The 24,132-nt window shown below is 56.3% G+C and carries 17 protein-coding genes and 1 other RNA gene; 7 read left to right on the top strand and 11 right to left on the bottom strand.

The genetic code is table 11. The annotated features are described in order from the left end of the window. Positions 1-317: 317 nt before the first annotated feature. The 4 genes from ACCQ06_RS17165 to ACCQ06_RS17150 all read right to left on the bottom strand — a co-directional run bounded on the left by ACCQ06_RS17165 (position 318) and on the right by ACCQ06_RS17150 (position 8,019). Positions 318-5,099 (bottom strand): RHS repeat-associated core domain-containing protein, encoded by a 4,782-nt coding sequence (locus ACCQ06_RS17165; RefSeq protein WP_316687923.1) that lies wholly within the window; start codon positions 5,097-5,099, stop codon positions 318-320. 153 nt (positions 5,100-5,252) lie between these two features. Beyond that, on the bottom strand, positions 5,253-5,873 hold the full coding sequence (gene coaE, locus ACCQ06_RS17160; RefSeq protein WP_316687922.1) for a dephospho-CoA kinase: 621 nt from the start codon (positions 5,871-5,873) through the stop codon (positions 5,253-5,255). Between the two features lie 13 nt (positions 5,874-5,886). Beyond that, a complete protein-coding gene (locus ACCQ06_RS17155) occupies positions 5,887-6,750 on the bottom strand; it encodes a prepilin peptidase (protein WP_115513691.1) in 864 nt (287 codons plus the stop codon). 6 nt (positions 6,751-6,756) lie between these two features. After that, positions 6,757-8,019 carry a type II secretion system F family protein gene (locus ACCQ06_RS17150; RefSeq protein WP_316687921.1) on the bottom strand — a complete coding sequence of 421 codons (1,263 nt, stop codon included), beginning with the start codon at positions 8,017-8,019 and terminating at the stop codon, positions 6,757-6,759. Positions 8,020-8,369: 350 nt separating this feature from the next. Between ACCQ06_RS17150 and ACCQ06_RS17145 the strand changes: the two genes are divergently transcribed. From ACCQ06_RS17145 to ACCQ06_RS17125, 5 genes are all read left to right on the top strand, one after another. Continuing rightward, the gene (locus ACCQ06_RS17145) at positions 8,370-8,768 is read left to right on the top strand and encodes a pilin (RefSeq protein WP_316687920.1); all 399 of its coding nucleotides are present in this window, start codon (positions 8,370-8,372) and stop codon (positions 8,766-8,768) included. A gap of 100 nt (positions 8,769-8,868) precedes the next feature. Then, positions 8,869-9,291: a pilin gene (locus ACCQ06_RS17140; protein WP_316687919.1), complete on the top strand. Its 423-nt coding sequence runs from the start codon at positions 8,869-8,871 to the stop codon at positions 9,289-9,291. Positions 9,292-9,349: 58 nt separating this feature from the next. Continuing rightward, positions 9,350-11,170: a hypothetical protein gene (locus ACCQ06_RS17135; RefSeq protein ID WP_316687918.1), complete on the top strand. Its 1,821-nt coding sequence runs from the start codon at positions 9,350-9,352 to the stop codon at positions 11,168-11,170. 123 nt (positions 11,171-11,293) lie between these two features. Beyond that, complete coding sequence (locus tag ACCQ06_RS17130; RefSeq protein WP_316687917.1) at positions 11,294-12,052, top strand: class I SAM-dependent methyltransferase; 759 nt, start codon at positions 11,294-11,296, stop codon at positions 12,050-12,052. Positions 12,053-12,308: 256 nt separating this feature from the next. After that, positions 12,309-13,235, top strand: a complete 927-nt coding sequence (locus ACCQ06_RS17125) for a glycosyltransferase family 9 protein (protein WP_316687916.1) — start codon at positions 12,309-12,311, stop codon at positions 13,233-13,235. A gap of 2 nt (positions 13,236-13,237) precedes the next feature. Here ACCQ06_RS17125 and ACCQ06_RS17120 read toward each other — a convergent pair whose 3' ends face one another. From ACCQ06_RS17120 to ACCQ06_RS17105, 4 genes are read right to left on the bottom strand one after another with little or no spacing between them, the layout of a single operon-like run. After that, positions 13,238-14,080, bottom strand: a complete 843-nt coding sequence (locus ACCQ06_RS17120; RefSeq protein ID WP_316687915.1) for a glycosyltransferase — start codon at positions 14,078-14,080, stop codon at positions 13,238-13,240. Continuing rightward, complete coding sequence (locus ACCQ06_RS17115; RefSeq protein ID WP_316687914.1) at positions 14,074-15,249, bottom strand: glycosyltransferase; 1,176 nt, start codon at positions 15,247-15,249, stop codon at positions 14,074-14,076. The genes ACCQ06_RS17120 and ACCQ06_RS17115 overlap by 7 nt, the downstream gene beginning before the upstream one ends. Then, positions 15,234-16,094, bottom strand: a complete 861-nt coding sequence (locus ACCQ06_RS17110) for a glycosyltransferase family 2 protein (protein ID WP_316687913.1) — start codon at positions 16,092-16,094, stop codon at positions 15,234-15,236. The genes ACCQ06_RS17115 and ACCQ06_RS17110 overlap by 16 nt, the downstream gene beginning before the upstream one ends. A 51-nt stretch (positions 16,095-16,145) precedes the next feature. Beyond that, the gene (locus ACCQ06_RS17105) at positions 16,146-16,997 is read right to left on the bottom strand and encodes a glycosyltransferase family 2 protein (RefSeq protein ID WP_316687912.1); all 852 of its coding nucleotides are present in this window, start codon (positions 16,995-16,997) and stop codon (positions 16,146-16,148) included. 154 nt (positions 16,998-17,151) lie between these two features. Between ACCQ06_RS17105 and pilB the strand changes: the two genes are divergently transcribed. After that, the gene (pilB, locus tag ACCQ06_RS17100; RefSeq protein WP_316687911.1) at positions 17,152-18,885 is read left to right on the top strand and encodes a type IV-A pilus assembly ATPase PilB; all 1,734 of its coding nucleotides are present in this window, start codon (positions 17,152-17,154) and stop codon (positions 18,883-18,885) included. A 318-nt stretch (positions 18,886-19,203) separates the two neighbouring features. Here the strand turns inward: pilB and ACCQ06_RS17095 are convergent, their stop codons facing one another. The 3 genes from ACCQ06_RS17095 to ACCQ06_RS17085 form a co-directional block, all read right to left on the bottom strand. Continuing rightward, positions 19,204-20,598: a sigma-54-dependent transcriptional regulator gene (locus ACCQ06_RS17095; RefSeq protein ID WP_316692646.1), complete on the bottom strand. Its 1,395-nt coding sequence runs from the start codon at positions 20,596-20,598 to the stop codon at positions 19,204-19,206. A gap of 371 nt (positions 20,599-20,969) precedes the next feature. After that, a non-coding RNA gene (locus ACCQ06_RS17090) (sX9 sRNA) lies at positions 20,970-21,044 on the bottom strand. A 51-nt stretch (positions 21,045-21,095) separates the two neighbouring features. After that, positions 21,096-22,712 (bottom strand): sensor histidine kinase, encoded by a 1,617-nt coding sequence (locus tag ACCQ06_RS17085; protein WP_228325307.1) that lies wholly within the window; start codon positions 22,710-22,712, stop codon positions 21,096-21,098. Positions 22,713-22,944: 232 nt separating this feature from the next. Between ACCQ06_RS17085 and sucC the strand changes: the two genes are divergently transcribed. Further along, positions 22,945-24,114, top strand: a complete 1,170-nt coding sequence (gene sucC / locus ACCQ06_RS17080; protein WP_316687910.1) for an ADP-forming succinate--CoA ligase subunit beta — start codon at positions 22,945-22,947, stop codon at positions 24,112-24,114. Positions 24,115-24,132 lie beyond the last annotated feature (18 nt).

The raw sequence follows: 24,132 nt of genomic DNA, 5'->3' as shown, positions 1-24,132 counted from the left end.
GGATGTCAACAGTTTGACGACAATCAGTCTTGTCTATATCTAGCCGCCACAGTGGCTAGCCTTAGATACTTCTGTTAGCCATTAAATGGTTCATTTTTACCGACATGCAGAACTAAAACGCTAGCGAAGTGATTCGTAAATTACCGTAACAAGGATCATCCACGACGCACCTGCAATTGCCATTATTAAACCCCTCTTGTCCCAGGCTGATCGGAAAGGCTTAGCTTGAGGCGCAGCTAAGAACGATCCCCATCGAATCAGGCCTCCTAGCCCAAGAAAAAATCCACCTGCAAGCATCGCTAGGATATAAACCAGTTTCATTGCGTTTCACATGAGCATTTTTTTTGCTGGATAACGACGGCATTACCTGCGGCAGCGCCATAAATAGTGGCGTCAAATCCGCCTTGGCTCTGATGCCATCCTGTGCTCTCAGCTCCAGCGCCGAAGTTCCACCAGGCTCCGCCAATCGATATTTTTTGATACATCTGATAGCCCAAGCCAAATGAAACTGATCCTGCAGAGAATTTTGCATAAGGACCGTTGAATACATCAGGGTCTGGCACATCATTGGAGTCCTTTAGTTCTACTTGTGAACCAGCCATTGAAATTGGTGCCCCTAATCCACCTGCGCCTCCGACTGCCATCACATAGGCAGATGCGAGTCCGCCACCTGGACAGGGGGAAGTGACTTGATAGAAGTCTATGTTCAAGCCGAACTTTCCTGCCCCGACACCCACTCCAAAAGTAGAGCCTTTCCAAGTTGCCAAGCCATAAAAATCCATGTGGACAAAAGGAGCCTGCAATGCGTATCCAAAAGTGCTGATGCCACCTCTCAAGCCAAGCGGATCACTCTGCCCATACCGCCCAGTCGCTGCCTCATAGTCCCGGAAGTAGTTCTGATTCAACCCGCTCGCGGCATCGAATCGCTGACCCGGGAAGCGCATATCCAACACCAGCGCCGCACCATCGCCATCAGGATCCTGATTCGGGGCGGTGTTGCCGAAGGCTTCGCCTTTCAAGCTCCATGTCCATACCGCCACATCGCGGGTGGGGTCGATGACCACGCGCGGGCTGCCCAGGTGATCGGGTTCGATGTAGAGCAGTTTGTTGGCGTTGGCGAGCAGGCCCACCGGTAGGTCGTCCAGCCAGATCGCTTGTTGCTTGGGCGTGCCATTGCTGTCGTAATCGCCCAGCCAGTGGCCGGCTTCGTCATAGAGCGTGTAGGTGTTGGTGGTGCCCAGGAAGCGGCGCACCTGCTCGCCACGGCCGTTGTAGCGGTAGTTCATGGTCACCGCGCCGGCGCGGCGGGCCTGGGTCATGCGGCCGGTGGTGTCGTAGGTGTATTGGCGGGCGGTGCCGCCGATGGCGGTGGTGTTGCCGGCGGCATCGTAAGTGCGGGCCACACCGGCCACGGCGCTGAGGCGATGACTGTCGGTCGGGTAGGTGTAGATCTGCGTAGCCGTGCCGACCTTTGCGCTGAGACGGTTGCCGGTGGCATCAACGATGTAGCCGTCGATCAGCGTGCCGGTGCTACCGTCGGTGAGGCCGGTCAGGCGGCCCAGCGTGTCGTAGCCCAGGCCGATCTCCGGGGTCGGATTGCCGGCAGGCGTCAACGCGGTGAGGTTGCCAGCCGGGTCGAAGCCGAAGCCGACTTCCAGCCCGCCGGGGCGAGTGTCCTGGATCGCTTGCGGGCGGTAATCCAGATCGTACTGGCGGGCGAGGGTGCGGCTATTGCCATAGGTCCAGCCGGCGGCTGGGCCGAAGGGGTAGTAGCTGGCATTGCCCAGCACCACTTGGCGGCTGCCGCTGGCCGGGGTGACGCCCACTTCCGTGGTCTGGCCTTGCGCGTTGCGGACGTAGTCCACTGCCGCGCCATCCGGGTAGGTCATGCGCCGCAGCTGGCCGCCGACGGTGTAGTCGTAGCGCAGTGCTAATGTCTTACCGTTGCTGGTCTGCACCTTGCGCACCAGATCGCCGAAGCGGTTGTAGCAGTACTGAGTAATCGCGCCGCCATCCTGCATTTTGGTCAGGCGACCGACGGAGAAGGTCTCCCCACTGGTGCAGGCCGCCTGCGTCACGTCAAAGGTATAGGCGACATTGAGGCTGGTGGTGGGGTAGGTGACCTTGGTCAGGCGATTGAGCGCGTCGTAGCTGTAAGCGGTGGTGGTGCCGCGCGCATCGGTCTGGGTGGCGCGATTGCCGGCGCTGTCGTAGCTGTAGCTGGTGACGCCGGTGTCCGGGCTGGTGAGCTTCACCAGATCGCCGAAGCCGTTGTACTCGTACTTGGTGTCCAGGCCCTTGGGGTCGGTGACCTTGGTCAGGTTGTCCAACGCGTCGTAGTCGAATGTGGTGTCGGCCTTGATGCCGGCCACATCCTGCAGGGTGCGCGACAGCCGGTTGAGCGGGTCGTACTCGCTCTGCGTCGCGGTTGCCAGCGCATCAGTGACCTTGGTGGCGTTACCGTTGGCGTCGTACTCGAAGTCAGTCGGATCGCTTGTCGCGGTGGCCTGCGTCTTGAGCTGCCCAAGCTGGTTGTAGACGCGCGACAACGTACGCTTCAACGTGCCTGCCGCATCTTTGGTGTCTTCCTTGATGCGATTGCCGGCATTGTCCAGCGTGTAATGCACGGTGTTGCCCGCGTTGTCGGTGATGTCGGTCAGCCGATGTGCCGCATCGTAGGTGAAGGCGGTGAACGCGCCATCGGGCTGGGTGACCTGCTTGACCAGGCCGGTGGGCCAGTAGTCGATGCGAGTGATGCGGTCATCGGCCTCGCTGGACGCATCGCTTCCGCGCACCTTGCTGGCGGTCAGCCAACCGCGCGGGTGGTAGCTGTAGTCGGTGACGATGCCGTTGGCGTCCTTGATGGACAGTGGGCGGCCAGCGCCGTCGTAGGCGAGGTATTCGGTGGTTTGGCCCAGGGCGTTGGTGATCTTTTGCAGGTCGCCTTTGCGGTGCGCGCAAATACTACCGGGTGAACCGCAATCAGGCGCATCAGAGACGAAGTAAGCGTACTGCAACGCGTCCGATGCTCCCTGTCCCGAGCTGTCGACCCGCTTCAATAGCCCGGCGATCGGACAGTTGTTAGAAGCTTGGGCAGCATCGTTGCTTGTGCAGTAGCTGTAGGACGTTTGGCGGACAGTGGCCGGGGCGTTTTCTTGAGAGCCGCAGACATATGCCAAAGAGTTCGTAGCTGCGGCGTCGTAGCGACAGCGAAAGCTTACAAGTCCGCCGCTGTAAATACTGCGCGCAAGCGAAGTCATACCGGCAGCGTTGTTGGTCTCTTGTTCTATGACACCATTCTCCGCATTTCGCGTTATTTTTTGTGATCGCAGGTAATTCGTCCCGCTGGCCTCTGTAATAGTGCTGGAGGAAGTCGCTTCTCCAGAAAAGCCATCTTGATAAGTAAATCTGGTGGTGTTCCCGCGCCGATCGGTTGTCGAGATGGGTCGTCCCCTTTCAAAGCTCATGGCCACCGCGCCATCGGGTCCGCTAATTGATTCGATTTGCCGGAAAAGACCTTGCCCGAATTGGTAATTATAGCTCGTGCCGTTGGGCTGGCTTACTTGGGCGCTGGATGCTCCCGAATAGGCGATCGAGGTTGTCTCCACCGCGCTTCCATTCGCATGCAGGCTGCTCGATGTCACGCGTCCATCGGATGCATAGCTAAACGTGGCATATCGGATTCCACCTTCTTCTATACCCGTCATCAAGTGTGCAAGACCAGCGGGAGCTAGGTTAGCTTCTCCGTACTTGTAGGTACGTGCGCTTCCATCAGAATGCGTCGCACTTATGAGATTCTGATCTGAGTCGTAGCCATATTGGATGTAGCTCCCATCGTCGAGCGAGACTTTATCTAGCGACCCATTGCGATAGCTGAATTTTAGCGAGTGACCTAAGCCATCAATTGCTTTGATCAGCCTATTACTGGCATAGACGAGTTCGATGTCAAATGCAGGGGAAACGTTTGATTGGATGGCAGTGAGCCGTCCCGCTGAGTTGTAAATTCGTTTGTCTCCCTCTGCAGTGACCAACATAGTGGTGCCGTCTTCCGACCGCAGCATCAGTTCCGAGCTGTTGCGTTGACCTCGGTAGGTGCCGTTACTTATGGATTTGAATTGTTCAAAGAAACCGTCGAAGGTCGTTAGGAATGTTCCGCCACCGCCTACGGAATCTGAGAACGAATGGCTCCAGCCAGGTGCCATTCCTTGATCTGCCTGAAGTTGCTGGAGCGAGTGATAAAAGCGTTGGAAAGGCTTGCCGGCGAATACTAAATCATTCTCTAGTCTGAATTTGTCCCCTGTTGCTGGAAGGCAGGGATTTTTATTGGCTGGACATGATTTAGTTTGGTCGATGCCCTTCGCATAGATTATCGGTGTGTCGCCATTTTGACATAGGAATGGATAGTCAGCGGTAGCGTCAGGATTGCCTGTAGAATTATAAGCTGGATTGAAGGCGTCAACGGGGTAAAGCCCCGCTGGGCACGAATAGATTTGCCGTTTTACAAGGATCAGCTGTTGAGGGCTAGGGGTCGGATCGCTCCATCCGGGGCAAGAGCGATTGAATTTCAGCCATTTCCCTCCTGGTGCATCAAAGCTAAGGTATCCCTTGCCTTCATAGTACGGAATGCTTTGAACATAAGGTTCGCCGTAAACCCCTTCTATACGTTCTGATGATATTGTGCACTCTGGGAGCGATTGGCGCTCATAGGCCATCCAGCCTTGGAGCATTTCGTCCTCATTGATGCAATATGCTTTCAGGAACGGATCTTCGTTGGCCTGGCATATCCCCATGTCGCCGCTCCCGTGGCCTCCTACAAGATAGCCGGGGGCGCTCATGTTGCTCGGTGGCTGCCGTTTGACTCGGTACTGGATTTGATAGGCCGGGGTGTCGGAATTTCCATCTGTTATTATTGTTTTGTATTTTGTTAAAAGTGCCCCGTACGGAAGCGCTGAGCGCATTTCAGCTTCGGCTTCATCAAGCGAACGGAAGCAGGATTGATAGCAATACTCGCCTGCTGTCTGTGCTTCCGCTTTGAAAGTTGGTGTGCCAAGTGCACTTCCAATCAAAAAGATGAAGGCAATCTTTGAGGCGAGCCGCATACTTCAATTCCTTTGATATTTTTTTTAAAAAATCGATGGCTTTAATGTGAGCGAAATATTGCGAGGTTCTATGTGTCAAATTTCATGTCGAAAAATTTTTGATGCTGCTTAATTATGAGCGTGAATTGCATACGGTTGGTGTATGCTGTAGGGTTATCCCGCTTCTTTGATTGCTGCTCTTTTTCGATAGTTGGTATCAAGATCGGATGCTTTCTCTGCCAGGCAAGCTATCGGTCCATTGTTGATCAACATATCATCTGCTAACGCCAACCTTTGCTCACGCGACGCCTGTGCAGAAATCATCTGAACTGCCAACGTCGACGTGGTGTTATCTCGTTGCATCAGCCGCGCGCGTTGCACTTCGATTGGTACATCGATGACCAATATCCTGTCCAGCCAAGGATAAGCTTTACGCCCACCAGCCTCGGCGAGCAAGGGAATAGCGACGATGACATAAGGCCTTTCGGCAGCCAGCGCAGCCCGCTGTAGTTCCGCACGGATTGCAGGGTGGGTGATGGCTTCCAGGGCATGCCGTTGCACTGCATCGGCGAAAACAATCTGGCGCAACGCCTGGCGGTCCAACGTGCCGTCCGGCAACAAGATATCGCGACCGAAACGTTCCACGATGGCATCGAGAATGGGGCCAGGCGCGACCACCTGCCGCGCGATCACGTCTGCGTCGATAACCGGCACCCCCAGCTTCTCGAACTCGGCGGCCAGCGCGCTTTTGCCAGAGGCAATGCCACCGGTGAGGCCGACGATGAAGTTGCTCATCGCCATGCCCCGGTCAACGCAGGCCTGCGAAGTGCAGGTAGCCGTCCACCAGATCGTTGCCCCAGAAGAACACCACCCAGCCGGCGATGGCCAGATATGGGCCGAACGGGATCGGCGTGGCGCGGTCGCGACCCTTGGCTACCAGCCAGGCCGAGCCGAGGATGGCGCCGACCAGCGAAGAAATCAGGATGATCGGCAGGATGCCTTTCAGCCCGCACCAGGCACCGAGCGCAGCTAGCAGCTTGAAGTCGCCGTGGCCCATGCCTTCCTTGCCAGTGAGCTGCTTGAACAGCCACCACACGGTCCACAGTGACACATAGCCGACCGCCGCACCCAGCAGGGCGGGCTTGGCCGGCATATAGAGGTTGTCCATCGAGCCGACCAGGCCCAGCCACATCAACGGCAAGGTCAACTGGTCCGGCAGCAGCTTGTGGCGCAGGTCGATGCCCGACATCGCCACCAGAAAGCAGCTCAGCACGATCGCACCGAAGCCCTGCCAGCCGAAGCCAAAGCGCCAGACGCTGGCCACGCACAGGATGGAGGTGAGCAACTCGACCAGCGGGTACTGAATGGAAATCGGCTTGCCGCTGTAACGCGACTTGCCGCGCAGCATCAACCAGCTGACGAGTGGAATGTTCTCCCACCACTTGAGCTTGTCGCCGGTGACCGGATCATGGGAGGGCTCCACCACGATCCCCGGCGGTGGCGGCTCGTACAACTCCGGCAGCTCCAGGATCTCGCGCGCGTCGCGCCGCCACTGCCACTCCATGCGCTTGGGCAAGCGCAGGATCACCACGTTCAGGAAGCTGCCGATCAGCAGTCCCAGTCCGGCCGCGGCGGGAAAGCCGAGACCGGGATGCTGGTCGAGAAATGCCATTACGTCTTATCCAACCACCGAAGCGAGCTTGAAGATTGGCAGGTACATGCCGATGACCATGCCACCGACTACTGTACCAATGAACACCATGATCAAGGGTTCGATGAGGCTGCTCAATGCATCGACCGCATTGTTCACTTCCTGCTCGTAGTACTCAGCCACCTTGAACAACATGGCATCCAATGCACCAGCTTCTTCACCGATTGCTGTCATCTGAACCACCATGTGTGGGAACAGATTGACCTGTTTCATCGACACGTTGACCGGATAACCCACCGACACATCCTCGCGCATGCGTAACACAGCTTTTTCATACACCGAATTGCCAGTAGCGCCGGCGACAATGCCAAGAGCCTCTACAAGTGGCACGCCCGCCTTGAAGGTCACCGCAGTAGTCCGCGCAAAACGTGCAATCGAGCTGTTGTGCATGATCTGTCCGATGATCGGCACCTTGAGTACTACACGATCCATAGCATGCTGCATTGCAATGGAGCGCTTATAGGCAAAGATGAAGCCCACAGCCGAGCCGACGACGACAAGTAGCATCAGCCACCAATACGAAACCATGAATCGGGATGCATTGACGATTAGCTGAGTGAATGCAGGCAGTTCCGCACCAAACCCTTTGAACACGTCCTCGAACTGCGGAACGACCCAGATCAATAGAATCGAGCTGACCAATAGGGCGACTGCCACGACCATTGCAGGATAGAACAGTGCCTTCTTGATCTTGCCCTTGAGGGCTTCCAGGTTCTCTTTGTATGAGGCAATGGTGTCCAGGACGGTTTCCAGCACACCAGCCCCTTCGCCCGCCTTGATCAGGTTGCGATACAGCTCGTCAAACTGCACCGGATGCTTGCTCACCGCCTCGTGTAGCGAGGAGCCGCCTTCGATGTCAGTACGGATCTGCCCGACCATCTGTTTCATTCGCGGATTTTTATGACCATTGCCGATGATCTCCAGCGACCCGACAATCGGGACGCCCGACTTCATCATGGTGGCCATCTGACGACTGAAGAACGCAATTTCCTTCGGCGTGATTTTCTTGCCTGCTGCCCCGAATAGCGGCTTGGGCTTGGCCTTGACAACGCTGGGTGTGATGCCTTGCCGGCGGAGCTCGGCCCGCAGCATGTTGGCGTTGCGGGCAACCTGCTCGCCCTTCATCTTCACGCCGCGCTTGTCCGTTCCCTCCCAGACGAACGGGCTCATGAGTTGCTCGGCGTTGATGGTCGCCGGTTTGTTCTTGATGGTACTACGGACTGCCGACATGTCTGATCCCCATCCGCCATCCCCAGGCGGATACAAGGCGATGGTAACGGGTTCTTTACCTCCTGGCATCTCCTGAGGCGCTCGACTCCTAGATAAGGTGGGTCGCTGACCCACTGCGTCACTTATTGACCCGTGCAGGCCTTGGCGCAACTCTGTCGCAAATCTGCGAAAGATGTGTGCCTACACGCTGGGGAGTAGTGCATCATCCAGGCTCAGGGGTTGAATTGCAGCGAGGCCATGACGTTGGCACGCATTTTGCTTGATATCTCCTGCACGTGGCACCCGCCGCGCGGCGCCCAAAGGGAGTGGCCCGCGGGCGGACAACTTTCACCAACTCTAGGGGATACCTAATGAAGAAGCAGCAAGGCTTTACGCTGATCGAACTGATGATCGTGGTCGCGATCATCGCCATCCTGGCCGCCATCGCGCTGCCGATGTATCAGGACTATGTTGCCAAGTCGCAGGCGACTGCGGGTCTGGCAGAAATCACTCCTGGCAAGACACAGTACGAAGTTCTCGTCAACGAGGGCACGATTCCAACCACTGCAACGCAGATTGGCTTGACGGCGAGCACTGCGCGCTGTGGTATAGCCGTTGCTAGCACCGGCATTACCTGCACATTGAAGGGTAATGCAGCCAAGATCCAGGGCAAGACGATTAGCCTCAATCGCGACTCCACGCTTGGCACTTGGTCGTGCGTGACTGGTAATTCCTTGGATCCCAAGTACAAGCCGGCTGGTTGCAGCTGATCTAAGTATTATTCATCGGTTCATTGCGTGAAATACAACCCCGCTTCGGCGGGGTTGTTCATTGGTGGTGTGCACATTCCTAACTACGGGGGAGTGGGAAATGGGGCGATCTACAGGATTTACTTTAATCGAGTTGATGATTGTCGTTGCTATCATCGCCATACTGGCAGCCATCGCAATGCCCATATATATAGCTTATATTGGCCGCAGCCAGGTGGTGGCGGGCTTGGCCGACATCAGTATTGGTAAGGCTGGCTATGAGGGCTTGGTGGCAGGGGATCGTCCGAGCTCGGAATATTCGCCGGATGGCATAGGCATCCGGAATATCACTGTCCGCTGCTCCAGCATTGTAGTGGCTGCGCCTTCAGCAAGCGGAAATACGCAGGCAATTGCATGCGTGCTGAACGGAGGCAGCGGCGTGCAGGACCGAACTATTCGGTTGGATCGTGATGGGAATGGCGCGTGGCAATGCAAAGGCAACATGGCTTCAAATTACCTGCCTGCTGGATGTGTTTCAGGGTAAGTGTGCGACGAAGTATTTGAATGGATGGGCGGACTCGATGTACCAAAGAGGCGGCTAGATGCGTGGTATCAATAAGGCTGGTTGGCATAACCTGAGTGTTGCATTTGTTATAGCTTCGCTGCCTGTATTGCTGATGTGGGCTGGTGTGCATGGTGGCTTCATTTTTGATGACTATGGAAACATAGTATTCAATCAAAAAGTACATTTGCAGCAGTGGGACATGCCTTCTATCAAGATGGCTTTGCTAGCATACGGCGGTCCCATCTCGCGCCCACTAGTGACATTCAGTTTTGCCTTAAACTATTGGTTTGGTGGTCTTGATCCTCTCGGTTTTAAGGTGGTTAATCTACTACTGCATGCCATCAATGCCATTCTAGTTTTATTTTTTTTGCAGTTGCTATTCGAGCGGGTATGGGATGGTGTGGCGCGTCGCCGCATTAAAACAGTTGCCGCGATCTCAGCCCTGATCTGGGCAATACATCCGATCCAAGTTTCTACTGTGCTGTACGCTGTGCAGCGCATGGAGGTAATGGCGGCTGGATTCGTCTTGGCGGCCTTGATCCTGTATTTGCAAGGTCGCACGAGAATGCTGCGTGGCGAGCGTGGTTGGTTTTGGATCCTGTTGTCTTCGCTAGCTGCAGGTGCAGGCCTATTGTGCAAAGAGAGTGCAGCTTTAGCGCCGCTATACACGCTCGGGCTAGAGCTATGTATCTTGCGATTCTCTGCAGGTCAGCCTCGCGATAGGCAACTGCTTCTTGTTTTTTACAGCCTTGCTGGAATTGTGACACTGCTGGTTATGCTGTGGGCTATTCCAAGCGCTGAAGCAGCATATGTTGGTCGCAATTTCAGCATGCTGGAAAAGGGGCTTACTCAGTTACGCATATTGCCAATGTACTTGGGTCAGATATTCTGGCCATCGTCCTCGTCGTTGGTTTTTTATTATGACTGGATTGAGCCCTCGTCGTCGCTATTGATGCCGTCTACTACGTGGCTTGGTGGACTGTTTTTGCTTACTTTTGCAGCTTCTGCGGTAATGTTGCGTCGAATTCGGCCATTGTATGCGTTTGGGGTTTTCTTTTTTCTTGCTGCTCATTCCCTTACAAGTAGTTTCATCGCTTTGGACTTGGCTTTTGAGCATAGGAATTACATTGCGCTACTGGGAGTCGTGATTGCTGTTTGCGATATTGTGCGCCTGGTCTCGGCGCGGATATCTGCTTCTGTATTGACGGCGCTCGTTACGGCAGTTCTGATCTTGCTGGGAACTGCGACGACGATACGCGCTCTCACTTGGGCAAATCCGATCGTTCTCGCGAACAGCTTCGCCAAGGACGCACCAGAATCGCCGCGTGCCGCTTACACGCTCGGCGTACTAATGATTCGGAACTCGGGCGGAGACGCGGGTTCCATCGCCTATGGCTTGGGCATGATGCACCTCATGCGAGCATCTGAAATGAGGTTTGCTTCGCCGCTACCAATGCAGGCAATGATCATTGTGCATGCAAAGACGGGACAACCTGTGCCGGATGAGTGGTGGCAGGCGCTAATGAAAAAATTCGCAGAACGCAGTATGGGAGCTCAAGAGCAGAGCGCATACGGTACGCTGATATCTGAGCGAATTGCTGGTCTTCCCTTGTCGGATGTTCGCTTGCAGGAATTGAGTGAGCTGGTTGTTCGCCAGCGTCCCGATCTCAAGGAGCTGCACCTCTATTACGCTGATTTTGCCCGTGCTCGACTCAAAAACCAGGAGCTCGCTATGCAGGAGTACCGGAAGGCCATCGCGTTGACGCCACCGAAGCAGCGGCTAGCATTTGTGGAGCAGGTAATGTCAAAGCTCGTAAGTGAGGGGGATCTGGATATGGCCATGGCATTGGTTAAATAAAATGTCCCCATGCTTGCCAGGCCTGTCGCCAACTTCATCGCGTGTCAGGTCGGAACGCTTGAAGGTTTGCATAACGGCAGTGGCTATGATGCAGGGTAGTGTTGCTTACAGGATGAATTGGAAATGACAAATCCCGAGGATCTCTTCAACAGCTACGCCCGCCACTATCGGGCAGGTTCTGAGGCTTACTTCATTGATCCCGCTCTCGCGAAAGCACGTCATAAAAGTCGCTTGCCTGCATGGATGCGAAAGATGTCCCGCGAGATCAGCATCTTGGATGCTGGTTGCGCCGACGGGTACATGTTGGCGATACTTCAGAATGAGGGTTTTCGTGACATCGCAGGAGTCGATGTATCTCCTGAAATGTGTTCAATTGCCCGTTCGCGTTTGGGGGGCGATATTAAGATCGAAAATAATTCGCTGGCTCAATTTTTAGCTGAAGAAAAAGACAGTTATGATGTCATCCTGCTTCATCATGTGATTGAGCACGTACCACGTGATAAAGCTTTAGATCTGCTGCGTGGCCTCCGTCTGCGATTGAAGCCAGGTGGCTTTCTCGCTATCCGTACTCCGAATGCCAATACGTTGGCCCCTGGTTATCACTGCCACGGTGACTTCACCCACGTTGTAGCATTTAATGAGCGATCAATGCTACAGGTCTTAGAAGGTGTTGGCTTCTTATCTGATCGGATTTCCGTGCAAATTAATCCGCCGGAGCTTTTCTGGTCATTTAGGCATCCTTTGGGCATGATGCTCCGCATGCTGAACCGTTTTCGGTGGTCATTGAATCGATGGATCCATCTTGTGGTTTATATGCTCGGAGATCTTCGTCCATTACCAAAGTCTTTTGATTGGGAGCTGGAAGTCATTGCGCGTCGCTAGATTTACATTTCGACAGCATTTCCGCCTTCAGTTGAAGCGATGTAAGAGGCTGGTCGAATGGGTAGTCTATGCTGTATTTGATGCGGTGGCTCTGCGATTGCCGCCCCCTGTTTCGGGCCATTCTGCGGTATTCGTTTGTGCTCAGTTGCTCGGAGATTATGAGCTATGCAGGCCTTACATTCGCGCATGCTTTGACCAGTGGCGCCGCGAAAATCTTAAGACTGTCTTGGTCTGCAATGCCACATGGAAGGAACTGGTGGCCGACGATCTGCATCCTGATCAGACCATTGATGTCGATGTGTATAAGCTTACGCACGACCTTAGATATAGAGTCGGGATGCTACGCGGCTTACGTCGATTACAGGCTTGCATTGCGATATGTGCCGCTCACCCGCGTGACGGAATAGTCCATGATGCCTGCATGAAGTCAGTGGCTGCATCAAAGTCCTTTTGCTATCAGGACGAATATTCCGATAGAGCAGCGATAGATGGCAGAATGGCAAGGCGCCATTATACGAATGTTGTCCGGTGCCCCTCAGATATTCATCGATCGGAGCGGCATGCTCTGCTGATTGCAGCCGCAGGTATTTCGCCGCCTAGTGAGCCGGTCCCTTTGCCAAGGGGTAAGCTGCATTTGAAAAATCCGAAGACTCCTTATCTTGTGATTTCTCCAGGGGCAAGTAGACCCGAAAAGACTTGGCCATTAAGCCGCTTTGTGGCGATTGCGAACCGGGCCATGGTGGAGTATCCGGACCTTTCCTATGTCTTAGTAGGCTCTCCTGCCGAGGCGGTATGGATAGATGCAATGTGTGCCGAACTCGGAGAGCGCACAACGAGCCTGGCCGGACGAAACTCACTCAGTGAACTGCAGGCTTGTATCCGGGATAGCGTAGCGGTGCTGGGGAATGACTCTGCAGCTATTCATATCGCTGCAGCATGCCGTGTGCCAAGTGTCGTGGCTATGAATGGTGCAACCTATGGGCATTGTCTGCCTTATCCGCATCGGGATAATCCGGTGTTTCCGATTGCGCCGACAATGGCAGTTGAGATCATGTCCTGCTTTCGCTGTGACTGGAACTGCAGATTTTCTATTGCCGACGGAGCGCCATTTCCCTGCCTTGATGCGTTGAAGGTCGATCAGGTCTGGGACAAACTCAGCCCTATCCTCGCACAACGGCAATAGTGTCAGGCATCGACCAAAGCGTGATAAAGCGCTTTCAATGGCATGGTGCTTCTGTATCGAATGCAGCGAATCAACGCTCTCGTTGGCAGAATTAGTAGCCTGCCAATCGTCATCATAACCCTGTCGATTCCATTTTTGCTCAACTTGCTTATCAACATGATGTGTGCTTTTGCGATCCTCGTTTCGTAGAATCGCGTGGCCATGCCGCTACTGGCAGAGCCCTCATGTCGTACTAGTAAGCTCGGTACATGAATCATTGCACCCGGAATAGATCCAAGGCGCGCCCCGAGCTCGACGTCTTCGCCGTACATGAAAAAGTCTTCGTCAAACAAACTGGTTCCAGTTCTAATCAAATTTATTAGAATGCAACATCCGCTTGGGTACGAGAATGATCCAGGTAACTTCTTATCAGTGATCAAGCCTGTTAGGCGGTGATAGTAAACGGTGCCTCTAACCCACCCCCCGTGGTCGATGTTAGGGTAAACAAGCATCGCCTCAGGATTGAGTAGCAGCTGGGAGCAAAGTAGATGCAGAGCACCCGGGAGCAAAATAGCATCGTTGTTTATGAGGAGAACTTGGCTGTCTGGGAACCTTGCAGCGATTTCTGCAAGACCTTTGTTTACTCCGGCCGCAAAGCCGAGATTGTATTCAGGTGAGACGATGCTTACTCGATGTTTCTTTGTTGTCATGACGTATAGAGAATCAGCGCTGTGCCCCCCGTCAGCACTATTGTCCACGACAAGGACGTGATGAGCATTGTGTGAAAGAAGTGAATTGATACACGCTGCTGTTAGTGCAGCATTGCGGTGGTGAAGCGTCAAGCCGATGACTGTGGGAGTCAGCATGTTCCGGCACTTTCCATCAAGCACTCTCGGAATTGGGAGTAGGCTTTTTGATTGGATAAACAGTCTGCGTAGAAGCGGTTGGATGCTTCAGCCATCTGCTCTTGAAGCGTAGTGTTGTCTGCCAAGCGTACGATGGTATCCGCAAGTATCGCGGGATCGCCAGGAGGTATTCCGAGAAAAGGAGGCTGCCCGTAGTCCTGTGTTGCCTGTTTCAGCCAAGAAGAATTTCTAGTGATGACCGGGCGTCCGACACTAGCATACGCATAAATTTTGTAGGGGCATACGCGATCAGCTTTTGAAGTGCTGCCAAAGATACCTAGGCAAATGCTTGAATCAATGATGTACTCGGCTAATTTTTCGGGAGGCATCCACTTGCGTTGCCATATCAAGTTGGAAGTTCCATTGATGATCGAGTTTTCCACTGCGCAGGCTTCCTGTCCATCCCCAACAATTGTGAAAACTATATCTTCTCGATAGCTTAGTAGCTCCGCGGCTGCCAAGATCACTTCGATTCCATGCAGAGGTATAAGTGTCCCTACAAAGAGGACATTCAAGGTCTTTTTTTTTGATGGCGGGGCTTTTAGGTAATCTTTTTCGTTGGTCGATAGTGGAATGGGCCTGAATAATTGAAGTGGAAGATGGAACGTCTTGGCGTAGAATTCTGCATTTTGTGGCGTATCTACAATAATTACGTTGGCAGTGCCGAAAGCTCGCCGCTCAGCACTTTTTAATAGCTTGGAAATGTAGCTATCTCGACTTGCGAGTTGGCGGTCATTTATGACGGTATCGTAGATTGAAATAAATGCGTCGGCAATGATTCTGCACGGGCGTAGTTGCTTGGGAAAAAAAGACCATGCTAGAAGTAAAAACGTACTAGGATAGGGTACATATATGCATCGCCGGGGTCGTAGGCTTAATGCTCTCCATAGTACACGCACGTGGGTGGTAATGAACTTTAATGTCGATCTTAATCGGCGGCCTCTCAAATTAATTGCGCCTCCGGTTTCAGGTAGTAAAGGGATATTTATTTCATGCGGATTAAAATCAATGCGTAATTTTTCTAGTATATAAAGGGTGTTGGGATAGGCTTCGCTCGAAGTATGTACGCCTATTACAAAAAGATTTTTATCATCCGCTTTTTGTGAGTGGTGATTCACGTGTTCTTCCACCGGCGTATTCCATCTTTCAATCCGCGCGCAAAGGAAGATATTTTTTCCTTGCGATTTTTCTCAAAAAAGAGGACGCCTGCGAGTTCCGCGATCAAGCGTGCAGTCTGTCGTACACACCAGGCGGGATTTTTCAGGATGTAGCGTCGTATCGTCCAGATCGTATTGCGTGCAATATAATACTTCCGTATTGGTTCATGCGATAAGGAGAAAGCTAGGGTCAGTCTATTGCCAGCGCGAGGCATCCCGATTTTATGTTTCATTAGTGGGGTTCTTGTAATCATTATCTTGGCCCCATGTAATGACGCGCGTAGACAGAATTCGTGGTCTACAGAGTCGATGAAGTAATCATCTCGAAACCCGCCAATTACTTTTGCAAACTCAAGGCGCAGGAGCATTCCTGAAGTAATTAAAGTTGTTTTGGGGAATGGATCAACACCGCAGTAGGGTGGCGGGTGTGCAACGCGATTGCGGTGTGTGTGGTAATAATTAGCTCCGAGAAGAAATTCTCGCGCACTTATTTTGTCGCGGGAACGCAGCATTTCGTCAAGGAAGTTCGAAGAAGGTTCGCAATCTTGATCGAAGGTGACTCCCCACGAGCATCCTGATTCCAAAGCATCCTCTATGCCTTGATTGAGTGCAGTGGCTATTCCTAAATTTCGCCTGTTGTGACGAACTTTCAGCGAGGCACTGGCTTCAATCTCAGGAAAAGATCCGGACCCATTATCCACTATAAATATCATGGGAAACTGGGTCGACAATGTCTCGATGAGGCTATAAAGGTTGCATTTCGGATTAAATGTGACGATGATGGCGCAGATACTATTTGCTGCTATTTTGGAATTCATCTGCGATTCCGATGTGTTTTTGTCGCCCTGCCGTGATTTCTTAAATCCTCATTATTTCTTGTACGTTAGTGCCGTAATCTGTTCTGAAATAAGACCAATAAGGAAGATGATGGCGGCGGCGCTGAGTAGTAATGCACTCATGTTGGTGAATCGATGCGTGCTTGCGAAAGTGTAGCCATAATATCCTAGGCCTAATAAGAAAAAAAACACTGCCACAGGCGCAAATAGCTTTAGGGGTGAGTATAGGGTGGAAATTTTAAAAATAATTAGCAGGAAGCGTATGCCGTCTTTCAGCGGGCGTATATGGCTGCCGTTGCCCACGCGCTTTGCGACAGGGATGGATACGTAAGCCACGGGGTAAGCGCTGCGAAAAAAAGCCATTGTGCTAGTGGTTGGATAACTGAAGCCGTTAGGCAGTAGGTGTAGAAACTCTCGAAACTTCTCTGCGCGAACTACTCGGAATCCAGAAGTGAGATCTCTTATCTCAAATCCCGTCATGCGGCTAGCTAGCCAATTATAAAAGCGATTTGCAATTCCTCGGTGCCTGCTCGCCTGTCCATGGCTATCTCGCGCTCCAACTACCATGTCGTAGCCTTGCTCGAGTTTGGTAAGCAATTTTTCTATATCGTCCGGATCGTGCTGTCCGTCTGCGTCCATAAAGACGAGTATTGCTCCGTTTGCGCAGCGAGCCCCGCGCTTGATTGCCGCGCCATTTCCCATTGAGTAAGGGCTGCTGATGACCCTTGCTCCATGCTCCTGAGCAATTTTCACTGTCAAGTCAGTAGAGCCATCGTCAACGACAATGATTTCTGCCAAAGGCAGTTTTGCTTTTAGCTTCGGCAAGGTCTTAGTGAGTCCTGCAGCCTCGTTTTTTGCCGGCATGATGATGCTGATATTTTCCACGGCTACGCCCCTAGTGCCCGGCCACTATGGTAATGCCTGAAGTCGTGCAGTGCAGGCGTCGTTTTGAGCGCGCCTCCATTGAGGTCGTAGCGCCCACTTTCACACAGATCTACAGTATCTTTCGCGTTGATACGATCATTAGGTGTCTTCCGCTATGAACGCAGTGGTCTCAGCCAATCTCGTTGGCATAACCGGCATAGCTCGTCGGCTCGTGCAGGATGGCGCACTTGATGAAGCGGCGGCCCGCACCGCCATGGAGCAAGCTGCTTCAGCAAGAGTCCCACTGCCACAATGGTTTGCAGAGAAGAAGCTGGTCACTGCAGCCCAGCTTGCCGCTGCAAATGCGGTCGAGTTCGGCATGCCCCTGATGGACGTTTCCGTGTTCGATGCTAGCCAGAACGCGGTTAAGCTGGTCAGTGAGGAGTTGCTCCAGAAGTACCAAGTGCTGCCGCTGTTCAAGCGCGGCAACCGGTTGTTCGTGGGGGTGAGCAACCCGACCCAGACCCGGGCGCTGGACGATATCAAGTTCCATACCAATCTGGTGGTCGAGCCTATCCTGGTCGACGAGGACCAGATCCGGCGCGCTCTGGAACAATGGCAGGCGAGCAATGCGTCGCTTGGCTCGTCGTTGGGGAACGACGATGACGAGATGGGGGATCTGGACGTCTCGTCCGGGGACGAGGACATGGGCGCCGGCGGGGATTCCGGGGTCGATGCCAAGGGGGACGACACGCCGGTGGTGAAGTTCGTCAACAAGGTGCTGGTGGATGCGATCCGGCGGGGCGCCTCCGACATCCATTTCGAGCCGTATGAAGACGACTATCGGGTGCGCTTGCGCATCGATGGGTTGCTGAAGAACGTGGCCAAGGCGCCGGTGAAGTTGAGTCAGCGCATTGCGGCGCGCCTGAAGGTGATGTCGCAGCTGGATATCGCGGAAAAGCGGGTGCCGCAGGACGGGCGAATCAAGCTCAACCTGTCCAAGACCAAGCAGATCGACTTCCGTGTGAGCACGTTGCCGACGCTGTTCGGCGAGAAGGTGGTGTTGCGTATCCTGGACGCCAGCGCAGCCAAGCTGGGGATCGAGAAGCTGGGCTACGAGGCGGACCAGCAGAAGCTGTTCCTGGATGCGATCCACAAGCCCTATGGCATGGTGCTGGTGACCGGGCCGACCGGTTCGGGCAAGACGGTGTCGTTGTATACGGCGCTAGGCATCCTCAACGACGAGACGCGCAATATTTCCACGGCCGAGGATCCGGTCGAAATCCGCTTGCCCGGCGTGAATCAGGTGCAGCAGAACGTCAAGCGCGGCATGACGTTTGCGGCGGCGCTGCGCTCGTTCCTGCGCCAGGATCCGGACATCATCATGGTCGGCGAAATCCGCGACCTTGAGACAGCCGAGATCGCGATCAAGGCGGCGCAGACCGGCCATATGGTGCTGTCGACGCTGCATACCAACGATGCGCCGCAGACCATCGCGCGTCTGATGAATATGGGCATTGCGCCTTACAACATCACCTCGTCGGTCACGCTGGTGATCGCGCAGCGTCTGGCGCGGCGGCTGTGCAACAACTGCAAGCGCAAGTCGACGCTGCCGGAGCATGCGCTGCTGGCGGAAGGCTTCACGCCCGAGCAGATCGCGAACATCGAGCTGTATGAGGCGGTGGGCTGCGATGAGTGTACCGAGGGGTACAAGGGTCGTACAGGTATCTATCAGGTCATGCCGATGACCGACGAGATCGGCGCGATCGTGCTGGAAGGCGGCAATGCGATGCAGATTGCCGAGGCCGCACAGAGGGTAGGTATCCGCGATCTGCGCCAGTCGGCGTTGATGAAGGCTTCGCATGGGGTAACCAGCCTGGCGGAGATCAATCGGGTGACCAAGGACTGAGCGCCCTCATCCGCCCTTCGGGCACCTTCTCCCGCAGGCGGGAGAAGGGTCTTTAGCGTAGTTTGTGTTGCGGGTTGGTGCTGCCTTGGGCCGTCCTCGGGCAGTTTGGTGCGTGGATGTAAAGGGCCGAGCGGCGGGGAGTCGGATTGGGAATTAGGGAATCGAAGGCGAGCCATGCGCGTGCTGATATCGACTCAGCTTCGGCTCCGCGAGAGTAATCGAAGCTGCTACGTTTTCCCGATCCCGATCCCGATCCCGATCCCGATCCCGATCCCGATCCCCCCAATCCCCAATCCCCAATCCCCAATCCCGGCCTCTCTACTCCATCCCCAACTTCTTGAGCTTGTAACGCAGCGCCCGAAAGGTAATGCCCAGCTGCGCGGCGGTTTTGGTCTTGTTCCAGCGGTTTTCTTCCAGTGCCTTCTGGATCGCGGCGCGCTCGAGCTGCTCGATGTAGGAGGGCAGGGCGGACGACGCGGGGTCGATATCCACCACGGCTTCGCGCGGTTCGACCGCTGCGCTGCCGGGCGTCGCGGCTAGGCGGTGGCCGCCGTGAGCGGGTAGGCGCAGGTCGGTGGCGCTGATCTGGTCGTCTTCGGCCAGGGCCAGGGCGCGTTCGAGGATGTTTTCCAGCTCGCGGACGTTGCCCGGAAAGCCGTAAGTATTCAGCGCGTCCAGGGCTGATTGGGTCAGCAGTGGAATCGGCCGGCCGTGGCTGCGCGCCAGGCGCGCGATGATGGCGGCGGCCAGTTGCGGCAGGTCGCCACTGCGCTCGCGCAGCGGCGGCACGCGCAGTTCGATCACGTTGATGCGGTAGTAAAGGTCATGCCGGAAGCGGCCGTCGGAGACCAGGTCGCCCAGGTCCTTGTGCGTGGCCGAGAGGATGCGCACGTCCACCAGCGTTTCGCCGGAGGCGCCGACCGGGCGCACCGATTTTTCCTGGATCGCGCGCAGCAATTTGACCTGCATCTGCAGCGGCAGCTCGGCCACTTCGTCCAGAAACAGCGTGCCGCCGTGCGCGGCCTGGAACAGGCCGGGTTTGTCGGCATGCGCCCCGGTGAAGCTGCCCTTTTTGTGGCCGAAGAACTCGCTTTCCATCAGTTCGGCGGGGATGGCGCCGCAGTTCACCGGCACGAACGGGCCGGCGGCGCGGGCGCCTTGCTCGTGGATGGTGCGTGCCACCAGCTCCTTGCCCACGCCGGATTCGCCGACGATATACACCGGCGCCTGGCTGCGCGCGACCTTGCCGATGGTGGCGCGCAGGCTCTCCATTGCGGTCGAATCGCCGAGCAGACGGCTGGCTTGTTCGGGCGGCGGCGCGGGCGGTGCAGGGCGGTCGCGGTTGTTCAGTTCCAGCGCGTGCTTTACCAGGCCGCGCAGCACACTGATGTCCACCGGCTTGCTGACGAAGTCGAAGGCGCCGGCCTTCAAGGCCTCCACCGCCAGATCCATGCTGCCGAACGCGGTGATCATGGCGACCGGCGTTTGCGGATAGTGCTTTGCGATTTCGGTAACCAGTTCGATGCCGTTGCCGTCGGGCAGCCGCATGTCGGTCAGGCACAGGTCGTAGGGGTTGCTGGCCAGCAGCTCGCGCGCTTCGGCCAGGTTGGCGGCGGTGCTGATGCGCAGGCCCATGCGGCCCAGGGTGAGAACAAGCAACTCGCGGATATCACGCTCGTCATCGACAACCAGGGCACTTTTGGGTTCGCTCATGCTGCGCACGATAGCCCAGCGTGATGACAATCGACAATTGCCTGCACCGATGGCGCGGCGAGGCTGTTCGAAGGGGCTGTCGGAACGCGGGCCCGCGTTGTCGGATGGCAATCAAGGCCTCGGCGCGCTTCCTTGGCACATGCGATCTTATTTGCATGCGGCCTTTTCTGAGAGTGAAACATGCTTTTTCAGCCGTTTTCAAGCGTTTTAGCATCGGTATGCTGTTCTCGAAAGCATCAGCCTTAGACCAAACTACAGCGTGGACGTCGCCGCATCTCGGACGCATGCCCACGCGCACTACAGCAGCGGCGAACCAACCCTGCCCACACACGCAATCGCGAAACGCCCGAATCGGCAAACTCACTTGGAGCGGCTCAAAAAACATAGCGAGCACGTCAGGTGGGCGCGGAAGGCGCGGAGGAAAACGGGACGTACTGGAGGTGCATGCCGACGTCGAGCATCGGCCGCTCCCGCCCGGCGGTTGCACAGTCCTTCTGTTAGCTGCTCTTACCCTGCAAGGTGTTGGGGCCCTGCAAGGCAATCCGGAAACACGCCCCACCACCGGGAACCGGCACATAGTCCAGTTGCGCCTGGTTGGCGCGGCACAGCTCCTGGGCGATGTACAGGCCGAGTCCGGTGCCGTGTTCGGAGGTGGTGTAGAACGGGCGGAACAGTTGCGCGGCCACCGTCTCGGGGATGCCGGGGCCACGATCGACGACATCGATCACCGCCATGCGCTCCTGCCGCTCCACGCGCAGTTTTACCCGAGCCGGTTCGTCCATGACGCGGCCGTACTTGAGCGCGTTATGGACCAGGGCGGTGAGAATTTGATACAGGTGCTTGGGGTCGACCAGGGCGTGTACCGAGCTGCCTTGGATGCTGGCCTCCAGGATGTCGGTTTCCATCGACAGGGTCTGCCGATATTCGACCACGAAGCGACGCACGAACGCGGCCAGATCCAGGTTTTCCGGGCTGGCGCGTTCACGGCGGGCCAGGCCGAGCACGCTTTCGACGATGCCGTTGGTGCGCTGGCACTGCTGATGGATGATCTGCAGCAGGCGGCGGTCGGCATCGCCGATGTCGGGGGATTCTTCCAGCAATTGCGAGGCGTAGCTGATCGCGGCCAGCGGGTTGCGGATCTCGTGGGCCAGGCTGGCCGAAAACCGCCCCATCGCCGACAAGGTCAGCGACTCGGCGCGGCGCGAGACCACCGTGGCATCGTCCAGAAACACCAACACCAGGTCGCTGTCGGCGAGCAGGCGCACGAAGCGCGGCTGCACTTCCGGACGGTCGGCACCGAGTTGCAGCGGCGCTTCTTCCTGTCGCCAGCCGCTGCGCCAGCGCTGCAGTCTGCGCGCCAGTTCCGGGGTGAGCGCGGCCAGCGACAGATCCGCCGGCGCATTGCGTTGGTCGCCATCGCCAAGCAGTGCCAGTGCCGCTTCGTTGGCCAGGGTGATGCGGTTATGCGTGTCGACCACCAGCACGCCGGTGCGCATGCGCCGGATGATCAGCTCGTTGATCTCGTACAGATTGGCGACCTGCGCGCCGCGTTCTTCGGCCAGCACCTGGTTGCTGCGCGCGCGCGCGGCGATCTGCTGGCAGATGTAGGCCACCGCCACGTAGCTGGTGGCAAACATCGCCAGCTCGGCCAGCGGGCGGGTGGCGCCGCCTTCGAGCAGCGTCCATAGATATTCGAGCACGATGGCGATGCTGGCGAGCACCGCCACGCTCATGCCGTAGCGCAGCCGCAGCAGAATCGAGGCGGCGGCGACATTGAATAGCAGCATCATCGCGATGCCGGCGCTGGCGCCGGGCAGGGCGTGGGTGGCCAGGGTGGCGGCGAGGATGTCGGCCACCACCGCGCACAACACGGTGGCAGTCAGCCGGCGTTCGCTGCGGCCCCAGAACAACAGCGGGATGGCCATGCACAGGTAGCCGATTGCCACTCCGGCAGCCAGACGTGGGTAGCGCGGCTCGGGAATGGCGTCGGACAGGGGACTGAACACCAATGCGGCGATCAGCCCGGCCACCAGCACCCGGTACAACGAAAAGAAGTACAGCTCGCGCTGCGGCGCGGACTGCACCCGGGCGATGAGCGATGCAATGGAGGTCAAGCCGATTCCCCGCCGTAACAAGCCGCGAGTATAGGCAGGTGCGGTCCTGGGCACAGCGCGTGCGCACATTGTCGGGCGGCGCGCAAGCGCGGCGATCGGACGGGCAATGCCGGCGAATTTTGCGCCGCACGGCGTGGTCGGCCACAATAGGCGGCCCGTTCGCGTCTTTCGACGTGCCGCCCCGGCGGTCTGCGTTGCACGCAGCGGTCGTTTCCTTTTCCCACGGTGACGCATGAATTTCCACGAATACCAGTCAAAACAGCTGCTTGCCGAGTACGGCATCCCCGTTCCGGCCGGCAAGGTCGCGGCGACCCCGGACGAAGCGGTTGAAGTCGCCAATTCCCTGGGCAAGGGCCCCTGGATGGTGAAAGCGCAGATCCACGCGGGCGGCCGCGGCAAGGCTGGCGGCGTCAAGTTCTGCAAGACCAACGACGATGTGAAGGCCGCAGCGGCCAAGATGCTCGGCACCAAGATGTCGACCTACCAGACCGCCGGCGTCGAGCTGCCGATCAACCTGGTGCTGGTGACCACCGCCGGCGAGATCGTCAAGGAGCTGTACCTGTCGATCCTGGTCGACCGCGGCACCAAGACCATCACCTACATCGCCTCGTCCGAAGGCGGCGTGGAGATCGAGCAGGTCGCTGCCGAAACGCCGGAGCTGATCCACGCGCTCAACGTCGATTTCGTCGAAGGTGTGCAGGGCTACCACGGTCGCGATTTCGGCTTCAAGCTCGGCCTCAACGCCAAGCAGGCCGGCCAGTTCGCCAGCATCATGATCAACCTGTACAAGCTGTTCAACGAAAAGGACCTGGCGCTGGTTGAGATCAACCCGCTGGCGATCCTGGACGACGGCAACCTGTACGCGCTGGACGGCAAGTTCGACAGCGACGACAACGCCGCATTCCGTCAGAAGCAGCTGATCGCCATGCGCGACAAGACGCAGGAAGACGAGACCGAAGTGACCGCGTCGGAGCTGGACATCAACTACGTCACCATGGACGGCAACATCGGTTGCATGGTCAACGGCGCAGGCCTGGCCATGGCCACCATGGACGTCATCAAGCTCAATGGCGGCGAGCCGGCGAACTTCCTGGACGTGGGCGGCGGTGCGAACAAGCAGCGCGTGATCGAGGCGTTCAAGCTGATCCTGTCCTCGGACAAGGTCGAAGGCATCTTCGTCAACATCTTCGGCGGCATCGTCCGCTGCGACATGATTGCCGAAGGCATCATTGCGGCGGTCAAGGAAGTGGGCGTCAAGGTTCCGGTCGTGGTGCGCCTGGAAGGCACCAACGTGGAAGAAGGCAAGCAGCTGTTGCGCGACAGCGGCATGGCCATCATCCCGGCCGACAACATCAACGACGGTGCCAAGAAGGTCGTTGAAGCTGTCAAGAACGCCGCCTGATTCACGACACCGAAGGAA

This window comes from Xanthomonas sp. NCPPB 4467, from assembly GCF_041475665.2.
GTDB lineage: Bacteria > Pseudomonadota > Gammaproteobacteria > Xanthomonadales > Xanthomonadaceae > Xanthomonas > Xanthomonas dyei.
This window is presented reverse-complemented; position numbering and strand designations above follow the sequence as displayed.

Coding starts and splice junctions, on each gene's coding strand:
- ACCQ06_RS17165 (WP_316687923.1), bottom strand. CDS start 5,099: ATGCGGCTCGCCTCAAAGATTGCCTTCATCTTTTTGATTGGAAGTGCA.
- coaE (WP_316687922.1), bottom strand. CDS start 5,873: ATGAGCAACTTCATCGTCGGCCTCACCGGTGGCATTGCCTCTGGCAAA.
- ACCQ06_RS17155 (WP_115513691.1), bottom strand. CDS start 6,750: ATGGCATTTCTCGACCAGCATCCCGGTCTCGGCTTTCCCGCCGCGGCC.
- ACCQ06_RS17150 (WP_316687921.1), bottom strand. CDS start 8,019: ATGTCGGCAGTCCGTAGTACCATCAAGAACAAACCGGCGACCATCAAC.
- ACCQ06_RS17145 (WP_316687920.1), top strand. CDS start 8,370: ATGAAGAAGCAGCAAGGCTTTACGCTGATCGAACTGATGATCGTGGTC.
- ACCQ06_RS17140 (WP_316687919.1), top strand. CDS start 8,869: ATGGGGCGATCTACAGGATTTACTTTAATCGAGTTGATGATTGTCGTT.
- ACCQ06_RS17135 (WP_316687918.1), top strand. CDS start 9,350: ATGCGTGGTATCAATAAGGCTGGTTGGCATAACCTGAGTGTTGCATTT.
- ACCQ06_RS17130 (WP_316687917.1), top strand. CDS start 11,294: ATGACAAATCCCGAGGATCTCTTCAACAGCTACGCCCGCCACTATCGG.
- ACCQ06_RS17120 (WP_316687915.1), bottom strand. CDS start 14,080: ATGCTGACTCCCACAGTCATCGGCTTGACGCTTCACCACCGCAATGCT.
- ACCQ06_RS17110 (WP_316687913.1), bottom strand. CDS start 16,094: ATGAATTCCAAAATAGCAGCAAATAGTATCTGCGCCATCATCGTCACA.
- pilB (WP_316687911.1), top strand. CDS start 17,152: ATGAACGCAGTGGTCTCAGCCAATCTCGTTGGCATAACCGGCATAGCT.
- ACCQ06_RS17095 (WP_316692646.1), bottom strand. CDS start 20,598: ATGAGCGAACCCAAAAGTGCCCTGGTTGTCGATGACGAGCGTGATATC.
- sucC (WP_316687910.1), top strand. CDS start 22,945: ATGAATTTCCACGAATACCAGTCAAAACAGCTGCTTGCCGAGTACGGC.